The organism is Pseudomonas sp. GW821-FHT05D12 (assembly GCF_059419825.1).
The window spans coordinates 333,706-350,597 of the sequence record NZ_JBWKSN010000007.1 but is presented as its reverse complement, the minus strand read 5'-3'; the positions used below and the strand labels follow the sequence as shown (position 1 = coordinate 350,597).

The following is a 16,892-nucleotide window of genomic DNA, read 5'->3' as shown; positions in this document are numbered from 1 at the left end:
CCCCCCCCCCCCCCCCCCCCCCCCCCCCCCCCCCCCCCCCCCCCCCCCCCCCCCCCCCCCCGCTCCCACATTTTTTGTTCGGTGTGAGGCTTGGGGTGTGACGATGTGGCTGGAATAGTCGGGCCGTGCACCGCAAGCATGGGCAGCGCATCCCCCCTGTGGGAGCGGGCTTGCCCGCGAAGGCGGTGCATCAGTCGACGCTGTTCCAACTGACCCACCGCCCTCACGAGCAAGCCCGCTCTCGGTGAGTCAGTAGCCGACAGTGAAGCGCTGGCGCGAATGCTTGGGGGTTTCTACTTCGTCGATCAGGGCGATGGCGTAGTCGGCAAAGCTGATCCAGCTGCGGCCGGCGCTGCTTACCAGCAGGTTGTCCTGGCCCAGGCGGAATTTGCCGGTGCGTTCGGTTTCCACGAACTCCGCCGAGGGCGACAGGAAGGTCCAGTCCAGGTCCCTTTCCTGACGCAGCACGTCGAGAAACTCAGCGCCGGCGCTGGCTTCGGCTTTGTATTCAGCCGGGAAGCCTTCGCTGTCGATCACCCGGCCTCCGCCCGGCAGCAACAGCGAACCGGCGCCGCCGACCACCAGCAGGCGCTTGACCCCGGCTTTTTTCACCGGGCCGATCACGGCAGCAGCGGGGAGGGTGGCGAAGTGCGCCGCACTGATCACCACATCACTGCCACTGACGGCTTGCTGCAGGGCGTGCGCGTCGAGTGCATCGACCTGCTTGACGGTGACGCCGTCGCGCTCAGGCAGCTTGTCGGTGTTACGCGCAATGGCGACCACGCTATGCCCGCGACGCAGGGCTTCTTCTAGCAATTGGCTGCCGGCACGGCCGGTAGCCCCAATGATTGCGATCTTGCTCATGACGTTCTCCAGTACGGTTAGGGTTTGAAACACTTCACCACTTCATTTCGCCCTTGGCGACTTTGGCGCTCAGTTCCAGCGAGCTTTCGTCGGCGAGGGCGGGGTAACGTTTTTTCATCGCCGCGATCAGGGTGGCAGAGTCCTTGGCCTTGGCGGTTTCCACGTCGAAGGCCTTGATGTAGTCAGCGGTAAATTTGACCGAGGCCGGCGATGGCGTGCCCAGGTAGTGACCGGGAATGACGATGCGCGGTTTCAACTGCTCGATGCGTTGCAGGGTCGCCAGCCAGTCCTGGTGCGACTGTGCACCCTGGGTGTCGGCCATCCACAGGTGAATGTTCTCGGCAACGACCACGCCACCGATCACGGCCTTGATCGACGGGATCCACACGAAGCTGCGATCCGGCTGTGCGCTATCCAGGCCGATTACCTCCAGGGCCTGCCCCTCCAGCGTCAGGCTGTGGCCTTCGAGGACCTGCGGCACGATGGTTTTCGCCGGCTGGTCGGCGCCCATTTTCGGTCCCCAGAACGCTAGCTTGGCGGCCACGGTGGCGTTGATATGGTCGACCACCGGCTGCGGCGCCAGCACCTTGGCGTCGGGGAACGCGGCGGTCAGGGTGTCGAGGCCGAAGTAGTAGTCCGGGTCGCCGTGGCTGATGTAGATGGTGGTCAAGTGCTTGCCGCTGGCGCGAATTTTTTGCACCAGCTGCTCGGCCTGGCCCTTGCCGAATTGCGCGTCCACCAGGATTGCGTCCCGGGTACCGCTGACCAGCACCGAGCTGACCGGGAAGATCGCGGCCTCACCGGGATTGTAGACGTCGAGTGTCAGGTCGGCTGCCGCAGCGTTGGCGGCGAAGGCCAGGGCGGCGGCGGTCAGGGTCAAGCGCTTGAGGGTCGAGAGCATCGGGCAATCCGGCAGTGAGTAAAGGATGCACAGAGCTTAGTTGCACCAAACGCAACTAAAAATGCGATGCTGGGACATAGTTTGTTTCTAAAATCGGGCAAATCATGGATCGTCTTCAAGCAATGCGCGTGTTTGTCACGGTGGTGGATTTGGGCAGCCAGTCCGCCGCCGCCGACCATCTGGACCTGTCGCGCCCGGTGGTGTCGCGCTACCTGGCGGAGCTGGAGGACTGGGTGGGCGCGCGCCTGTTGCACCGGACCACGCGGAAACTGAGCCTCACGGCGGCCGGCGGTGAAACCCTGCCGCGCTGTCGGCAATTGCTGGAGCTGTGCGGCGACATGCAGGCCGCCGTCAGCGAGCCCGATGACGCCCCGCGCGGCCTGCTGCGACTGAGTGTCAGCACCTCGTTCGGCCAGGCGCAATTGGCCGATGCCATTGCCGAATATGTCAGGCGCTATCCCCTGGTCACCGTCGACCTGCAGATGCTCGACCGCACGGTGAACCTGGTGGACGAGCGTATCGACCTGGCCATCCGCACCAGCAACGACCTGGACCCCAACCTGATTGCGCGGCGCCTCACCGTCTGTCGCTCGGTGGTATGCGCCACGCCGGCTTATCTGCGGGAGCATCCGGCACCGCAGAAAGTCGAAGACCTGGCCCGGCACAATTGCCTGACCCACTCGTATTTCGGCAAAAGCCTGTGGCACTTCGAAGAGCGCGGCGAGCACGTCTCGGTGCCGGTGCACGGCAACATCACCGCCAACGAGGCCAGTACGCTGTTGCGCGTGACGCTGGCCAGCGCCGGGGTGGCGATGCTCCCCAGTTATCAGGCCGGCGAGCATATCCGCCGTGGCGAACTGGTGCGGCTGTTGCCCGAAGCCGAGCCCCGGCAGATGAATATCTATGCGGTGTATGCCTCGCGCAAACACATGCCGTCCGCGCTGCGCAGCCTGCTGGATTTCCTGGTGTTGAGGTTTCCGGAAGAGCCGGAGTGGGACATCGGGCTGCAGTCGACATAAATGTGTTGAATGGCGCCCGATAATGGCAACTCACCGCAGCTGACCTATGCTTTAAACAGCACCCTGTAGATCCGTTCAGAGGTCTGTGCCATGAGCATCAAAACCCGAAAATACCTGATGATTTTCTTCCTCTGCGCCCTGGCGACCGGGCTGTATGGCACTGCCGCCTACCGAGTGGAGCAAACCCGGATGCAGCCGACCTTTGCGATCAGTTGCCATCAGGATCAATGCGTGCCCCACACCGGCAGTTTCAGCGCGTTGCGCTGAAGCTTGCACCTACAGTGATGTCGGCGGTGTTTCGGTCTTGAGCTGTTCGCGAAACGCCTTGGGTGAAAACCCGACACGGCGGCGGAACAGCCGCGAGAAGTTGGTCGGGTCGGAAAACCCCAGTACTTCTGACATTTCATTGATGGTCATGCTGGTGTAAGTCAGCAGGCGCTTGGCCTCCAGCAATTGGCGGTCGTGCATGATCTGCAGCGCAGGTTGCCCACCCAATTCCCGACAAGTGCCGTTCAGGTGTGAGACCGAGATCCCCAGCTTGTGGGCCAGGTCTTCGATCTTCGGGTGTTCGCGATAATGCTGTTCAACCAACTGGGTAAAGCGCCGGAAATATTCACGTCCGCGTGGGGCCCGTGGGTGGCGGCGCTGGATGGCCTGGCGGCTGATCCACACCAGCAGCACGCTGACCAGCGCGTGCATGAGCATGTCGCGAGCTGGCTGCGCATCGGCGTATTCGTCCTGCAGGCGGGTGAACAGGCTGTTGAGGTAATCGCTGTCGTTGCCCGCCCGGTAGCTGCCGAGCGCGTGCAGCCCGTCGACCGTCGTGCCCAGTTGCGCCTGCAAGTGGCTGACCAGCGGTGCCGCCAGGGTCACGATATAGCCTTCGACATCCTCGGCAAATCGAAACCCGTGCACGCACAGCGGTGGCAGCACTTGCAGCGTCGCTTCGTTGAGGGTGGTGCGCTGCCCTTCGATTTCCAACTGTGCCTGGCCTTTGTGCACGTAGAGCAACTGGCACAGATCCGCGTGCCGGTGGGGTTGGATTTCCCACTGGTATTCCCGACTGCGGCGGGAAATGGTTTCACAGTGCAACAAATCGGGAGTCGGCCATTGCTGGCTTTCCCCGTAAAGCTTGAAGACCGGAATCGCGGTTTTGGTCATGGTTTCAATCCGATACTCAGAAGAGTGGTGCGGTAATCGCCCCGATTGGCGGAAAGCACAGGCTTTGTCTCAGTTTTCACCTTCTTATGCTGCGCACTCAAGTGAAAAATGTCAGCAACAAAACCAATGACAACTCTTTCACTTGATCCGTTCGGGTGGAACCTGTGGGCCATAACAATAATGAAAACGCTGAAAACCCAAGTCGCCATTATCGGCGCCGGTCCTTCCGGACTGCTGCTCGGCCAGCTGCTGCACAATGCGGGCATCCAGACCCTGATCATAGAACGCCAGAGCGCCGATTACGTGCAAGGGCGCATCCGCGCCGGGGTGCTGGAGCAGGGCATGGTCGACCTGCTGCGCGAGGCCGGCGTCAGCCAGCGCATGGACAGCGAGGGCCTGGTGCATGATGGCTTCGAACTGGCGCTGAATGGCCAACTCACCCACGTCGACCTCAAGGCCCTGACCGGCGGCCAGTCGGTGATGATCTACGGCCAGACCGAAGTCACCCGCGACCTCATGGCCGCGCGCGCCGCAGGCGGTGCCACGACGTTTTACGAGGCGCGTGCCGTACAGCCCCACGCCATGAAAAGTGATCGACCGTGGCTGACCTTCGAGCACCAGGGCGAGGCATTTCGCCTGGAGTGCGACTACATCGCCGGCTGCGACGGTTTCCACGGTATCGCCCGCCAGTCGATCCCGGCCGAAGCGTTGCAGGTCTTCGAGCGGGTCTATCCCTTCGGCTGGCTGGGCATCCTCGCCGACACCCCGCCGGTGCACGACGAACTGGTCTACGCCAAGCATGCGCGGGGCTTTGCCCTGTGCAGCATGCGGTCGCCGACGCGCAGTCGTTACTACCTGCAGGTGCCGGTCGAAACACCGCTGGAAGAGTGGTCGGACGCGCGTTTCTGGGACGAACTGAAAACCCGTCTGCCCAGCCAGCTGGCCGATCAGCTGGTGACCGGCCCATCCATCGAAAAAAGCATCGCGCCGCTGCGCAGCTTCGTGGTGGAGCCAATGCAGTACGGGCGCCTGTTCCTGCTTGGCGATGCGGCGCATATCGTGCCGCCCACCGGGGCCAAGGGCTTGAACCTGGCGGCCAGCGACGTGAGCACGTTGTTTCGGATCTTGCTCAAGGTGTATCGCGAGGGGCGGGTGGACTTGCTGGAGCGCTACTCGGCGATTTGCCTGCGGCGCGTGTGGAAGGCCGAGCGGTTCTCGTGGTGGATGACCTCGATGCTGCATCAATTTCCCGAGGCGGACGGCTTCAGCCAGCGCATTGCCGAGAGTGAACTGGCGTACTTCATCAGCTCCGAGGCAGGGCGTAAAACCATTGCAGAAAATTACGTCGGGCTTCCTTACGAAGCTATCGAGTAGCCTGCTATCGTATCGAGCATTCCCGCGGGCCCTCCCTTTCCCGCGGGCCCTGCTCGAAGGTTCTGCCGTGACCAACCTGAATCAGCCCGCCCAACCTGTCCCTGCCGTGCGCAGTGTGCTTGCCGCCTTGATGATGGCGATCTTCCTCGGTGCCCTGGACCAGACCATTGTCGCGGTGTCCATGCCGGCCATTTCCGCGCAGTTCCACGACGTCAACCTGCTGGCCTGGGTGATCTCCGGCTACATGGTGGCGATGACGGTGGCGGTGCCGATCTACGGCAAGCTTGGCGACCTGTACGGGCGACGGCCGATGATGTTGATCGGCATGGGCCTGTTCACCCTGGCCTCGCTGTTCTGTGGCATGGCGCAAAGCATGGAGCAACTGGTGCTGGCGCGGATTCTCCAGGGCATCGGCGCCGGCGGCATGATCTCGGTGAGCCAGGCGATCATCGGCGACATCATCCCGCCCCGTGAGCGCGGGCGTTATCAGGGCTACTTCAGCAGCATGTATGCAGTGGCCAGCGTGGCCGGGCCGGTGCTGGGCGGCTACATGACCGAGTACCTGTCGTGGCGCTGGGTGTTCCTGATCAACCTGCCATTGGGCGCCGGTGCCTGGTACGTGGCCCATCGCACCCTGGTCGGGTTGCCGGTGCCGCAGCGCAAGCCGGTCATCGACTACCTGGGCACCGTGCTGATGATCATCGGCTTGACCGCCTTGCTGCTGGGCATCACCGAAATCGGCCAGGGCCATCATTGGCGTGACGATGCAGTGCTGGGCCTGCTCGCGTGTGCGCTGGTGGCGCTGACCGCGTTTGTCTGGCATGAACGCCGTGCCCGCGAGCCGCTGCTGCCGATGCACCTGTTTGCCAACCGCAGCGCGGTGCTGTGTTGGTGCACGGTGTTTTTCACCAGCTTCCAGGCGATTTCCCTGACCGTGCTGATGCCTTTGCGCTTTCAGACGGTAACCGGCGCCGGCGCCGACAGCGCGGCCTTGCACCTGTTGCCTCTCGCCATTGGACTGCCCATCGGCGCGTATTCCGCCGGGCGCATGACCTCGGTGACCGGGCGCTACAAGCCGATGATCCTCAGCGGCGCGCTGTTGAGCCCGCTGGCGATCCTCGGCATGGCCTACAGCGCGCCCCAGGCGGTGCTGCTGACCGGCGTGTTCATGCTGCTGTGCGGGATTGCCGCCGGCATGCAGTTCCCTACGTCGCTGGTGGGGTCGCAGAATTCGGTGGAGCAGCGTGATATCGGCGTGGCCACCAGCACCACCAACCTGTTCCGTTCATTGGGCGGGGCGGTGGGCGTGGCGTGCATGTCGGCGCTGTTGCTGGCGCTGTTGCAGGATTCCAGCTTCGCCCACCTGGCCAGCGGTGCGCTGGTGGCCGAAGGCAGTTCCGGCAACGTGCTGCTCGATGGCCTCAACGCCGCCCCGGGCCCGGCGCAGGATGCCCTGCGCGGGGAGTTGGCGGTGACCTTCCGGCATTTGCTGATGGTCAGTGCGGCGGTGTCGCTGTTGGGGCTGGCGGCGGCGATCGCGATGCCGAACCGGGTACTGCGCGGCCGCGAAGACAAGGCGCGCTGACCCACTAGGCGCCCGGCTTGCCGATCCCATCGCCGGCAAGCCGGGCTCCTACAAGGTCAACCTCAAGGGCTGTAGTACCCGACCGCCACCATGAAATGCCCGGCTTTGCGCACATACGCATGTTTGTTCTCGACCTTGTCGGTCACCGGGTTCTTCCAGCGATATTTGTATTCACCCTGGTCCTGCTCCGCCATCAGCTTGAGGATCGGCTCGCCTATCGGCTTGCCGTCGGGGTCCTTGATCTTGCTGAAGTCGGTGTTGAGCAGGCGCAGGTTGGTGCCATGGGCCACGTAGCGCCGGGTATTGAGGTCGACCACAAACACATAGAGGTCATCCTGCAGGAAACCGCCCTGCAAGGCGTTGATCGCCTTGAGCGTGCCGGCCTCATCCTTGAGCAGTGCATTCACCGCCTTGTTGCGCAGCGCCCGTGCCTGTTCCGGGGTGGCGCGCGGCAGGTAGTAGCCGACCGCCAGGATGCGTTCGCCGACGCGCTGATAAAACACGTGCTTGTGCTCGACCTTGCCATCGTTCCAGTTCTGCCAGCGGTAGTCGGCCTGCTGGATACCCTGGTCCTGCGAGACTTTGAGCGCGTCCTTGAACGACTGGCGCAGATCCGGGCCGAGCACTTCAGAGACATCGCGTCCGATTAAGGCGGAGGAGGGGCCGCCGCTGGCCAGCAGTACGCCCTGGGTGTCGACCACAAACACGTAGCGATCTTGGTCGACAAACTCGCCCTGGCGGCTGAACGCGGCAAACGCCTTGTCGCCGTTGCTCTGGTAGTAGTCCAGGGCTTTTTGCAGCAGTGCCTTGGCGGCCTGGGCGTCCTCGTCCTGAGTCGTCGCGGCGTGCACCTGGCTGAAACACAACAGCAGCAGCGCGGTGATGCGGAGCAGTCCCTTCATGTTCCGTCCCTCATTATTGTTGGTGTGACAAGAGCGTAGACGCCTGTGGCTCAAGGCGCCGCCAGCCATTGATCGACAATACTGGCATACACCCCGGTGGCCACGCTCAGGTGCAACCATTGGTCGACATAGCTTTTCCAGGCCACATCGTCGCGGGGCAGCAGGAAGGCTTTTTCGCTGTACTGCATCTGCCGTTCCGGGTTGACCGCGCACAGCCCTGGCTTGAGCTTCTGCTGGTAACGCGCTTCGCTGGCGTCGGTGATCATCACGTCGGCCTTGCCTGCCAGCAACTCGTCGAAAATGGTCACGTTGTCATGCAGGCGGATGTTGGCCTGGCCGAGGTGCGCGCGGGCAAACACTTCGTTGGTGCCGCCCGCCGGTTCGATCACCCGTACCTGTGGCTGGTTGATCTGCTCGAGGGTCTGATAGCGCTGCACATCCGCGCAGCGCACCAGCGGGATCTTGCCATCGACGCCGAGAGACTGGCTGAAGAAGGCCTTTTTCTGACGCTCAAGAGACACCGAAATACCGCCCACGGCGATGTCGCAGCGCTGGGCGAGGAAATCCGGCATCAGGCTTTTCCAGGTGGTCGGCACCCACTGGATCCTGGCGTTGAGGCTCTTGGCCAGGGATTCGGCCATGGCAATGTCGATGCCTTCGTAGCTGCCATCGGCGCGCAGCGAGGTATAGGGTTTGTAGTCGCCCGTGGTGCACACGGTGAGTGTGCCGCGCTGCAGCACTTCATCAAGGCGCGACGGCGCGGTGTCGGCCAGGGCCGAAGTGGCGAGGCTCGCCAGTACGCATAAGGTTATTGTTGTTTTCATGCGATCGAGTCCTTGGGGCATGATCGGGGGCGGTCATTATTTCCAGGCGGATGGCCAGGTAGCAAGGGCCGTCGAATGTTTAGCCAAGTTGCAACCAAACTCCGTCAACCCTGAATTTAATCGCCTATGCGGGCATGTGACGCTGTCCGGCATCTTCCTCAGTGTGATTCCCGCATGGACGGCTGCCCCGACGCTCACCCCGCGACACTGCCGTCCGCACTGGCCTTCTGGGCGCTGTTTCACTGCCGACATGCGCGCCCACCAGATAGCTTTCTCCTACGTTGATCCACCTCACGGATGACGCGCACCTGTGCGCATCTGCCTGGCGGCGCCTGCGCGCCTGCCTGACGCAAACGTATGAGATTTCCCATGAGTGTTTTTGCCAGCCTGCACGAAGCCCAAGCCTTCCTTGAGCAGCACCCGGACATCGAGATGTTCGAGCTGTTTATCCTCGACAACAACGGCGTGCCACGCGGCAAGTTGCTGCACCGCGACGAACTGCTGGCGGTGTATGCCAGCGGCCGGCCGTTGCCCAGCACGATCCTCGGCCTGACCATCAATGGCGATGACGTGGAAAATTCCGGGCTGGTGTGGGAGGTCGGCGACATCGACTGCCGCGCCTACCCGATCAGCGGCAGTTTGCAGCGCATGCCGTGGCGCCTGATCCCGACCGCCGCCGTGCAGGTCAGCATGCACCCCACCGAGGGCTTGCCCGCCACCGTGGCCGACCCGCGGCATCTGCTCGCCAAGGTGATTGCGGGGCTGAATGCCGACGGGTATTACCCGGTGATGGCAGCGGAGCTGGAGTTTTATCTGCTTGACCAGAAGCCCGACAGCCACGGCCGCCCCCAACCGGCACGGGACAGCGACGGTGGCCGCCCGCGTTCGACCCAGGTGTACGGCTTGCGTGAGCTTGAGCAGATCGAGCCGTTCCTGGCGGACCTGTACAGCGCGTGCAAACTGCAAGGCATCCCGGCGCGTACGGCGATTTCCGAATACGCCCCGGGCCAGGTGGAGATCACCCTCGAGCATCGCGCCGATGCCCTGCAGGCGATGGACGAGGCGGTGCGCTACAAGCGCCTGGTCAAGGGCGTGGCGCATAAACACGGGATGAGCGCCTGCTTCATGGCCAAGCCGTTCGACGACCTGGCGGGCACCGGCATGCACATGCACGTCAGCCTGGCGGACGCCGAGGGCAACAACCTGTTTGCCAGCGAGGCCGCCGACGGCACGCCGCTGCTGCGCCAGGCGGTGGGCGGCATGCTCAGCACCTTGCTCGACTCGTTGCTGATGTTCTGCCCCAATGCCAACTCCTATCGCCGCTTCCAGACCAAAAGCTACGCGCCGCTCGCCGCCACCTGGGGCGTCGACAACCGCACCGTGAGCCTGCGCGTGCCCGGTGGCCCGGCCTATTCGCGGCACATCGAACACCGCATCTGCGGCGCCGACGCCAACCCCTACCTGGCGGCGGCCGCGATCCTCGCCGGCATCCACCGTGGCATTCGCGAACAACGCGACCCCGGCGCACCCGTGGAAGGCAATGGTTATGCCCAGGCCAAGGAACTGCTGCCGACCGACTGGCTCACCACCCTGCGCGCACTGGAAGGTTCGAGCTGGGCGCGCGAGGCGTTTGGCAGTGAATTCCTCGGCGTGTACCTGGCGGTGAAACGTGCCGAATATCGCCAGTTCATGGGGGAAGTGGGCGAGCAGGACTGGCGGTGGTACCTGCATCAGGCCTGATGCTTGGCTAGCGGGGATGAGCGCAGCATTGCTGTTGTGGTGAGCGGGCTTGTTGTGGCGAGCGGGCTTGCCCCGCGTTGGGCGGCGAAGCCGACCCTTCCTAAGGCCCCCGCAGTGTGTCAGGCATAACCAGTTGACTGGTTTTGGGGCGGCTTCGCCGCCCAACGCGGGGCAAGCCCGCTCGCCACAATAAGCCTGCTCAACCAAGCCTGCTGCCCACAACAAGCCTGCTCAGCCAAGCCTGCTGCCCACAATAAGCCTGCTCAACCAAGCCTGCTGCCCACAACAAGCCTGCTCAACCAAGCCTGCTGTCCACAACAAGTCTGCTCAACCAAGCCTGCTGTCCACAACAAACCTGCTCAACCAAGCCTGCTGCCCACAATAAGTCTGCTCAACCAAGCCTGCTGCCCACAATAAGCCTGCTCAACCAAGCCTGCTCACCACAACAAGCTCACTTGCCACAGAGATCACTACATCCTTCCCCAGCAACACCCCCGTCACGCGTTTCAACTTTTTTTTCACGTTCCGGTGGTTAAGCTGCGAATCAAGGTCGTTCACTACCGTTTAACTCACATGAGCCTGTGATGTCGCCACAACCGCCTTCTTCCATCGAGATTGAATACGCCGAGCGCTGTGACCGTGAGCACGCCAGGGTCTGCGGCGATACACGTCCGCCAGGGCTGCGGCGGCGCCTGGCGTCGTGGCGCGATGAGTGGCTGGTGCGCCAGGCGCTGAAAGTCGCCGGCGAACCGGGGCTGGTGCTGGACCTGGCCTGCGGCTCGGGGCGGTTCTGGCCGGTATTGGCGGAGCACGTCAACCGGGTGATCCTGGCGTCGGACAACTCCCAGGCCATGCTCGACCACGCCCGCACCCACCACCCGGCGTCGTTGCTCAAGCGGGTCAAGACGTTTCAGGGCTCGGCGTTTTCCGTCGGCTTGTCGGCCAACGCGGTGGATTGCATTTTTTGCCTGGAATTATTTCGTCATGTGCCCAGCAGTGAAGGGCGCCTGGCCTTGTTGCGCGAGTTTCACCGGGTCAGCCGTGACACGGTGATTGTGTCGGTGCCGTCGCGCACCCCGGTGGAAGAGGAGTTTCGCCAAGCCGGCTTCAAAATCCTGCATCACCAGGAATTCATGCCCGGCTCCCACCTGTGGCGGGTCTACGTTCTGCGTAAGAGAGGATAAGTCCCGCCTGTCGGACTATTCTTCATCTCTTGTCTGAGTTTTCATGGACGCCTGTGCACTGCGAATGCTCGCAAGTCCCTTTCGCGATATATACTGCGCGCCATTCTTCAAGGGAGAGCCGTGTGGCCATCGATATTCACTGGATCTGCGACAACGATAGCCTCGGCCAGCATTGCGCCGAATGGCAGCAGTTGCCATTCGTCGCTCTCGACACCGAATTCATGCGGGTCGACACCTTTTATCCCATTGCCGGGCTGATCCAGATCGGTGATGGCGTTCGCGCTTACCTGATTGACCCCCTGACCATCGACAACTGGCAACCTTTGGCCGCCTTGCTGGAAAACCCAGCGGTGATCAAGGTGGTGCACGCCTGCAGCGAAGACCTCGAAGTGCTGCTGCGCCTGACTGGCAGCCTGCCGGTGCCGTTGTTCGACACCCAATTGGCGGCGGCCTACCTGAACCTTGGGTTCTCCATGGGCTATTCGCGCCTGGTGCAGGCCGTGCTCGATATCGAGCTGCCCAAGGGCGAGACCCGCTCCGACTGGCTGCAGCGGCCATTGTCGGAGACGCAAATCAGCTACGCCGCCGAAGACGCGGTGCACCTGGCCGAAGTCTACACACGCCTGCGCCCGCAGCTTTCCGACGACAAGTACGCCTGGGTCCTGGAGGACGGCGCCGAGCTGGTCGCCAACCTGCGCCGCGAAGTCGACCCGTACGAGGTGTACCGCGACGCCAAGCTGGCGTGGAAACTCTCGCGTGCCCAGCTCGCCGTCTTGCGTGAGCTGTGCGCCTGGCGCGAACAGCAGGCGCGTGCGCGTGACTTGCCGCGCAACCGCATCATTCGCGAACACTCGCTGTGGCCCCTGGCCAAAACCCAGCCGGATAACCTCGCCGCGCTGGGCAAGATCGAAGACATGCACCCGCGTACTGTGCGACAGGACGGCCAGTTCCTGCTGGACCTGATCAAGCGTGCCGGCAGCGTGCCCATGGACCAATGGCCACCGGCCGTTGCTGAACCGCTGCCGGTGGACGCCGCGGCGCTGATCAAGCAACTGCGTGCCCTTGGCCAGACCTTCGCCGAGCGCCTCGACATGGCGCCCGAGCTGATGCTGCGCAAGAAAACCCTCGAAGCCCTGGTCAAAAGTGGCTATCCCGATGGGCCTTACCAATTGCCAGACTCGCTGCGTGGCTGGCGCCGCGAGTTGATGGGCCAGGCGCTGCTCGACAGCCTGGCCACTGCCGGAGAACAGCCTTGAAACGTATCTGCTCCATCTATCGCAGCTTGAAACGCAACGAAATGTATCTCTATGTGCTGAAAAGCGATGCCCTGGAGCGCGTGCCGGAACCGTTGATGGAAGCCTTCGGCAAGGCCCATCACGCGTTTGACATGGTACTGACGCCGGAGCGCAAGCTGTCGCGCGAAGACATCACCGTGGTGCTGGAAAACCTCGAAAAGCAGGGCTACCACCTGCAAATGCCGCCGGCCGAGGACGAGTACATCGAGCACTTGCCCGAAGAGCTGCTGCGACGCAACGACCCGGTGTGATCGGTGGGTGCCCTGTTCAGGGCACATTCATCCATGGAATCGTATTATCGGGCGCTGGCCGCAAGGGATGCGGGCGGCCGTCTGCACTGTTTTTGAAAGGTTTGAAGCATGCGTGTTCTGATTGCTGAACAGGATCACCCTCTGTACGCCCGGTTGCTGGGCGAAGCGGCACCGGACCTTGAGGTGCTCACCAGCGGCGACTCGGCCGAACTGTCGCGCCTGGCCGCCGATTGTCCGGTATGGCTCGGCCAACCTGACCTGCTGGCGACGTTGTTGCGCCAGGGCCATCAACCGCAATGGCTGCAATCGACCTGGGCGGGCATCACGCCGCTGCTGGCCGACGGCTTGCCACGCGATTATCGCCTGACGCGTGCGGTCGGCATCTTTGGCCAGGTCATGGCTGAGTTTGTCCTCACCTACATGCTCGGCCACGAGCGCGAAGTACTCGCGCGGCTGGTCAGCCAGGTCGAGCGCAAATGGGACAACCGCATGGGCCAGAGCCTGGCGGGGCGTACGGCGCTGATCGTCGGTACCGGCGATATCGGCCAGAGCGTGGCGGAGTTTCTCGTGCCGTTTGGCGTCAAGGTGTACGGCATCGCCAGCACCGCGCGGGAACAGGCGCCGTTTATCGAAGTGGCCGGGCTCGATCAGCTCGGCCGGCTGGTGGGCGAGGCGGATTATGTGATCAACCTGCTGCCCAACACGCCGAACACCCACGACCTGTATGACGCGGCGCTGTTCAAGCAATTCAAGCCGACCGGGCTGTTTATCAACGTCGGGCGCGGCGTGGCCGTGGTCGATGCCGACCTGGTCGAGGCCTTGAAGGAAGGCCACCTGGCCGGCGCGGTGATCGACGTGTGCCGCCAGGAACCGCTGCCGCAGCGCCATCCGTTCTGGACGGCGTGGGGCCTGTTGCTGACCGGGCACAGTTCCGCACCGACCTCGCCGTCGATGATGGTCGAGTTGTTTGTGCAGAACGTGCGCGCGTTTCAGGCCAAGCAAGCCCTGCGCGGAGAAGTGGATTTCGAGCGCGGTTACTGACGGCGACACACAACCTGACAGTCAAGATGGAACCTTCTTCGCGGGCACTCCCACCCAGTGACCGCAAAGGGCGCAAGGTCGCGCCCTTTAAGGATATCCATATGACTAAGGACAGGTTCGCCCATGACCACGCTCATCCCTTCCTCTTTCAATACGCCAGCCTTGGCGTTTTCCAGCCGGGGAACACCGGCTCCCACCGATGCCGCCTTGGCGGCCATCTACCTGCGGCTTGACCCCGAATCCCAGGCGACTCGCCCCCGCAATAGCGTCGCCGGTTTTGACCTCGCGCACCCTCGGTACTGGGGGCAACCCGCCTCGGTGGTGATAGCCGAACTGGCCAGGCATCTGGTCAACAAAGGCCGGGCCGATGCGCAGACGGCTGGCCAAAGAGCCAGTCTTTTGCTGGCGAGGACGGCACCGCACTACCTGGTCAAGGACATTCCCGCCAGCCTGACCTACGGCAGCGTGCTGTGGGTGCAATTGACGATGGCGGTGGCCAGGCTCGAAGCCCACACCCCGGGCGGCACGCTCGGCAAGGGCTACGCCGAGGTTTTGCTGGCCGCCGAGCAGCTCCCTGACGATGCAGTCGTCAGCCAGCAGAGTGCTTATGAGGCGCTGCGGGATTGGGGCGTCGCCAACGGTTTTCTCGCCCGCCCCGATGCGCATCCATCGGCTGACGAGATGGAGGGTGTGAGGGTCGCCTACAACCACCAATTGGCGGCACTGAAAACCACCGGCACGTTGTTGAGTACGCAAATCCCCAGCCGAAGAGCGATGGCGCTCGCGCAGCTTGAACAAGCGTTTCCCGAACTGGATAAACGTCTCTTCGAGGTGAAAAACCTGCACAAGGCCTGGCTGAAAAAGGGCCGGCCAGGGGTTTATCCGGGCGCGCGCTCGATGCTGGATGTCGTCATGGAAGGCGGCAAGCTGGGGCCACAGGATCACTGGATCAGCCAGGACAAACGCCTGCCCGTCACGCGCTTCTGCGACCTTTATTCAGCCGGCAAGCTCGACGTTGCCACCTCATTCAAAAGCGCCTACGAGGCGGCGATCAAGGCGCATGAGGACGGGCACCAGAGCCGGGTCAGGCAGCTGATTGCTGCGTTGCCGCTGGAGGACCGCAAGAACCTCGAGTTCGGTGAACTGACGTTCTTCCACACCAATGACTACAAGATAGCCGCTGATTTTTTCACCCCGCCGGCCCTGCACGTCAGGGGGCATACGCTGGAGGTGAAGACCACCCGCAACGGGCAGGTCAACCTCTACACGATCGACACGCGACGCGGCACCCTCGAGAAGGAGAACTTCCTGATACGCAGCCGTACCGAGCCTTATACCGCCAGCAAGATGGAGACCCGAGAGGCGAATATTCTCTCGAAAACCGTGCGGTTCGAGCCCGGTGAAGATAAGCCGGCTGCGCAATTCCTGGCTCAACCCGAAGGGCCGGAACAGCCTGACAGTTTCAACTCCGGCCGCAGCCACGCTATTGCTGACGTCTTCGTGAAGTCTCTCGACCTGCACAACGACGATCTGCTCAATGAGGCCAGGGGCGTCACGTCCTATGATCAGGACAGCGCGAGGAATGAGGCGATTTCGCAGTTTTTCCTCAACCTCATTCCGCTGCGATCGGCGATCGTCAATTTTCAACAGGGCAATATCGGCCAGGGGCTCTTTGACCTGTCCCAGGATGCCCTTGGGCTGCTTACCCTCGGGGTGGGCAAGGCTGCGCAGGCGGGCCGGGTGCTGGGCAAGGCGTTGTCATCGGTGGAGCACGCGGCCAAGGCCGGCAGGTTTGTCGGGGCGCTGGCCATTGAGGCATTCAACCCGCTGAGCGGCAGCGGCGAACTGACGGTGGCCGGCGGCCGGTTGCTTGCCAATGGCGGTCGTCAGGTGGCGGCGAAGGCGTCGCGGCAGTTCAATCAGCTCCGGGGCTCAACCGCTGAACTGAGTAACCGGCTGTTTGGTCAATTCAAGCTGCCCGACTCCACCATCGCCGGGCTCTCAGCCAACAGCCAGGGCGTGTATATCGCCGCCGACGGCCACCTGTCGTATATCCGGCATAGGGACAGTACGGGCCAGGCGGCCGTCTACGAAGTGCGCCAAGTCAGCCGAACCGAGGATGGCGCGGTGCAGGCGCGGGTTTATCACAATGGCCGACAGACGCCGTTGCTGCTCGAACATCTTCAGGGGGATCAGTGGCAACGGCTGGGCGTACGCGGCGGCAGCCCGGTAGCGGTCAAGGCGGATCTCGGGCCGGTGATCGGCCAGGGCGGCGAGGGGGTGGTGTATGCCAGCCTGGATGGCAAGCATGTGTATAAGGACCTTGGACCGACAAGGCTGACGACCGCCGAGGGGCATATCGATATGGAGGTGGTCAATCTGAACACCTATTACGGGGATGGCTTTGCCGAGGTGCTGGTCGAGGAAGGCCGCAAGTACATCAAAATGGGCAGGATCGAGGGTGTGGCTCTCAGTCAGGTCGAAAAAGGCAGCTTGCCGCCGAGCGCGCGCTCATTGCTCGATGAGGTGCTCGCACAACTGGAGGCCAGCGATATTTTTCACAATGATCCACAGCTGAGCAACTTCATGTACTCCAGCAAGGAAAACAAGCTGTATCCGGTGGACTTGAATGGCATGCCTGGGGAGTTCATGGTGCCGGTGGTCAAGCGCGTGTATGACCGGCAAGTCGCCGAACTGCGGGCGGCGTTCAATGAGCTGATCGCCCCCGCGTCTTGACCGGCTCACCCTGGC

Annotated in this window: 15 protein-coding genes; 10 read left to right on the top strand and 5 right to left on the bottom strand. The window is 63.0% G+C overall.

The window, feature by feature from the left end; all coding sequences use genetic code 11:
• Nucleotides 1-249 precede the first annotated feature (249 nt).
• Together AC07SI_RS16230 and AC07SI_RS16225 are read right to left on the bottom strand one after the other, a co-directional pair.
• Entirely contained in the window at nucleotides 250-864 is a 615-nt protein-coding gene (locus AC07SI_RS16230; protein ID WP_495006070.1) for an NAD(P)-dependent oxidoreductase, read from the bottom strand.
• Nucleotides 865-898: 34 nt separating this feature from the next.
• A complete protein-coding gene (locus AC07SI_RS16225) occupies nucleotides 899-1,765 on the bottom strand; it encodes an MBL fold metallo-hydrolase (protein ID WP_495006069.1) in 867 nt (288 codons plus the stop codon).
• Between the two features lie 104 nt (nucleotides 1,766-1,869).
• Here AC07SI_RS16225 and AC07SI_RS16220 point away from each other — a divergent pair, with 104 nt between their 5' ends.
• Nucleotides 1,870-2,784, top strand: a complete 915-nt coding sequence (locus AC07SI_RS16220) for a LysR family transcriptional regulator (protein WP_065902103.1) — start codon at nucleotides 1,870-1,872, stop codon at nucleotides 2,782-2,784.
• 90 nt (nucleotides 2,785-2,874) lie between these two features.
• On the top strand, nucleotides 2,875-3,051 hold the full coding sequence (locus AC07SI_RS16215) for a hypothetical protein (RefSeq protein ID WP_162844255.1): 177 nt from the start codon (nucleotides 2,875-2,877) through the stop codon (nucleotides 3,049-3,051).
• A gap of 9 nt (nucleotides 3,052-3,060) precedes the next feature.
• On the opposite strand, the gene AC07SI_RS16210 is transcribed toward AC07SI_RS16215, so the two are convergent.
• A complete protein-coding gene (locus AC07SI_RS16210; RefSeq protein ID WP_495006068.1) occupies nucleotides 3,061-3,945 on the bottom strand; it encodes a helix-turn-helix domain-containing protein in 885 nt (294 codons plus the stop codon).
• 189 nt (nucleotides 3,946-4,134) lie between these two features.
• Here AC07SI_RS16210 and pobA point away from each other — a divergent pair, with 189 nt between their 5' ends.
• Nucleotides 4,135-5,319 carry a 4-hydroxybenzoate 3-monooxygenase gene (gene pobA / locus AC07SI_RS16205; RefSeq protein WP_495006078.1) on the top strand — a complete coding sequence of 395 codons (1,185 nt, stop codon included), beginning with the start codon at nucleotides 4,135-4,137 and terminating at the stop codon, nucleotides 5,317-5,319.
• 67 nt (nucleotides 5,320-5,386) lie between these two features.
• Complete coding sequence (locus tag AC07SI_RS16200; RefSeq protein ID WP_065902098.1) at nucleotides 5,387-6,904, top strand: MDR family MFS transporter; 1,518 nt, start codon at nucleotides 5,387-5,389, stop codon at nucleotides 6,902-6,904.
• 62 nt (nucleotides 6,905-6,966) lie between these two features.
• Here the strand turns inward: AC07SI_RS16200 and AC07SI_RS16195 are convergent, their stop codons facing one another.
• Both AC07SI_RS16195 and AC07SI_RS16190 read right to left on the bottom strand, forming a co-directional pair.
• A complete protein-coding gene (locus AC07SI_RS16195) occupies nucleotides 6,967-7,806 on the bottom strand; it encodes a cache domain-containing protein (RefSeq protein ID WP_495006067.1) in 840 nt (279 codons plus the stop codon).
• Nucleotides 7,807-7,856: 50 nt separating this feature from the next.
• Entirely contained in the window at nucleotides 7,857-8,630 is a 774-nt protein-coding gene (locus AC07SI_RS16190; protein WP_495006066.1) for a transporter substrate-binding domain-containing protein, read from the bottom strand.
• A 369-nt stretch (nucleotides 8,631-8,999) separates the two neighbouring features.
• Here AC07SI_RS16190 and AC07SI_RS16185 point away from each other — a divergent pair, with 369 nt between their 5' ends.
• The 6 genes from AC07SI_RS16185 (at nucleotide 9,000) to AC07SI_RS16160 (ending at nucleotide 16,877) form a co-directional block, all read left to right on the top strand.
• A complete protein-coding gene (locus tag AC07SI_RS16185) occupies nucleotides 9,000-10,370 on the top strand; it encodes a glutamine synthetase family protein (RefSeq protein WP_495006065.1) in 1,371 nt (456 codons plus the stop codon).
• A 584-nt stretch (nucleotides 10,371-10,954) separates the two neighbouring features.
• Nucleotides 10,955-11,554 (top strand): class I SAM-dependent methyltransferase, encoded by a 600-nt coding sequence (locus AC07SI_RS16180; protein ID WP_065902090.1) that lies wholly within the window; start codon nucleotides 10,955-10,957, stop codon nucleotides 11,552-11,554.
• Nucleotides 11,555-11,676: 122 nt separating this feature from the next.
• The gene (rnd, locus tag AC07SI_RS16175) at nucleotides 11,677-12,810 is read left to right on the top strand and encodes a ribonuclease D (RefSeq protein WP_495006064.1); all 1,134 of its coding nucleotides are present in this window, start codon (nucleotides 11,677-11,679) and stop codon (nucleotides 12,808-12,810) included.
• A complete protein-coding gene (locus AC07SI_RS16170; RefSeq protein WP_065902086.1) occupies nucleotides 12,807-13,100 on the top strand; it encodes a YcgL domain-containing protein in 294 nt (97 codons plus the stop codon). The genes rnd and AC07SI_RS16170 overlap by 4 nt, the downstream gene beginning before the upstream one ends.
• Before the next feature lie 108 nt (nucleotides 13,101-13,208).
• Nucleotides 13,209-14,141: a D-2-hydroxyacid dehydrogenase gene (locus AC07SI_RS16165; RefSeq protein ID WP_106804837.1), complete on the top strand. Its 933-nt coding sequence runs from the start codon at nucleotides 13,209-13,211 to the stop codon at nucleotides 14,139-14,141.
• A 123-nt stretch (nucleotides 14,142-14,264) separates the two neighbouring features.
• Complete coding sequence (locus AC07SI_RS16160; protein ID WP_495006063.1) at nucleotides 14,265-16,877, top strand: OspG family effector kinase; 2,613 nt, start codon at nucleotides 14,265-14,267, stop codon at nucleotides 16,875-16,877.
• Nucleotides 16,878-16,892: the final 15 nt, after the last annotated feature.

What these genes read in the sequence shown, in the direction of transcription:
- AC07SI_RS16215 (WP_162844255.1), top strand. Translation starts at nt 2,875, where the DNA reads ATGAGCATCAAAACCCGAAAATACCTGATGATTTTCTTCCTCTGCGCC.
- AC07SI_RS16230 (WP_495006070.1), bottom strand. Translation starts at nt 864, where the DNA reads ATGAGCAAGATCGCAATCATTGGGGCTACCGGCCGTGCCGGCAGCCAA.
- AC07SI_RS16180 (WP_065902090.1), top strand. Translation starts at nt 10,955, where the DNA reads ATGTCGCCACAACCGCCTTCTTCCATCGAGATTGAATACGCCGAGCGC.
- AC07SI_RS16210 (WP_495006068.1), bottom strand. Translation starts at nt 3,945, where the DNA reads ATGACCAAAACCGCGATTCCGGTCTTCAAGCTTTACGGGGAAAGCCAG.
- AC07SI_RS16225 (WP_495006069.1), bottom strand. Translation starts at nt 1,765, where the DNA reads ATGCTCTCGACCCTCAAGCGCTTGACCCTGACCGCCGCCGCCCTGGCC.
- AC07SI_RS16220 (WP_065902103.1), top strand. Translation starts at nt 1,870, where the DNA reads ATGGATCGTCTTCAAGCAATGCGCGTGTTTGTCACGGTGGTGGATTTG.
- AC07SI_RS16190 (WP_495006066.1), bottom strand. Translation starts at nt 8,630, where the DNA reads ATGAAAACAACAATAACCTTATGCGTACTGGCGAGCCTCGCCACTTCG.
- AC07SI_RS16185 (WP_495006065.1), top strand. Translation starts at nt 9,000, where the DNA reads ATGAGTGTTTTTGCCAGCCTGCACGAAGCCCAAGCCTTCCTTGAGCAG.
- AC07SI_RS16195 (WP_495006067.1), bottom strand. Translation starts at nt 7,806, where the DNA reads ATGAAGGGACTGCTCCGCATCACCGCGCTGCTGCTGTTGTGTTTCAGC.
- AC07SI_RS16165 (WP_106804837.1), top strand. Translation starts at nt 13,209, where the DNA reads ATGCGTGTTCTGATTGCTGAACAGGATCACCCTCTGTACGCCCGGTTG.
- AC07SI_RS16160 (WP_495006063.1), top strand. Translation starts at nt 14,265, where the DNA reads ATGACCACGCTCATCCCTTCCTCTTTCAATACGCCAGCCTTGGCGTTT.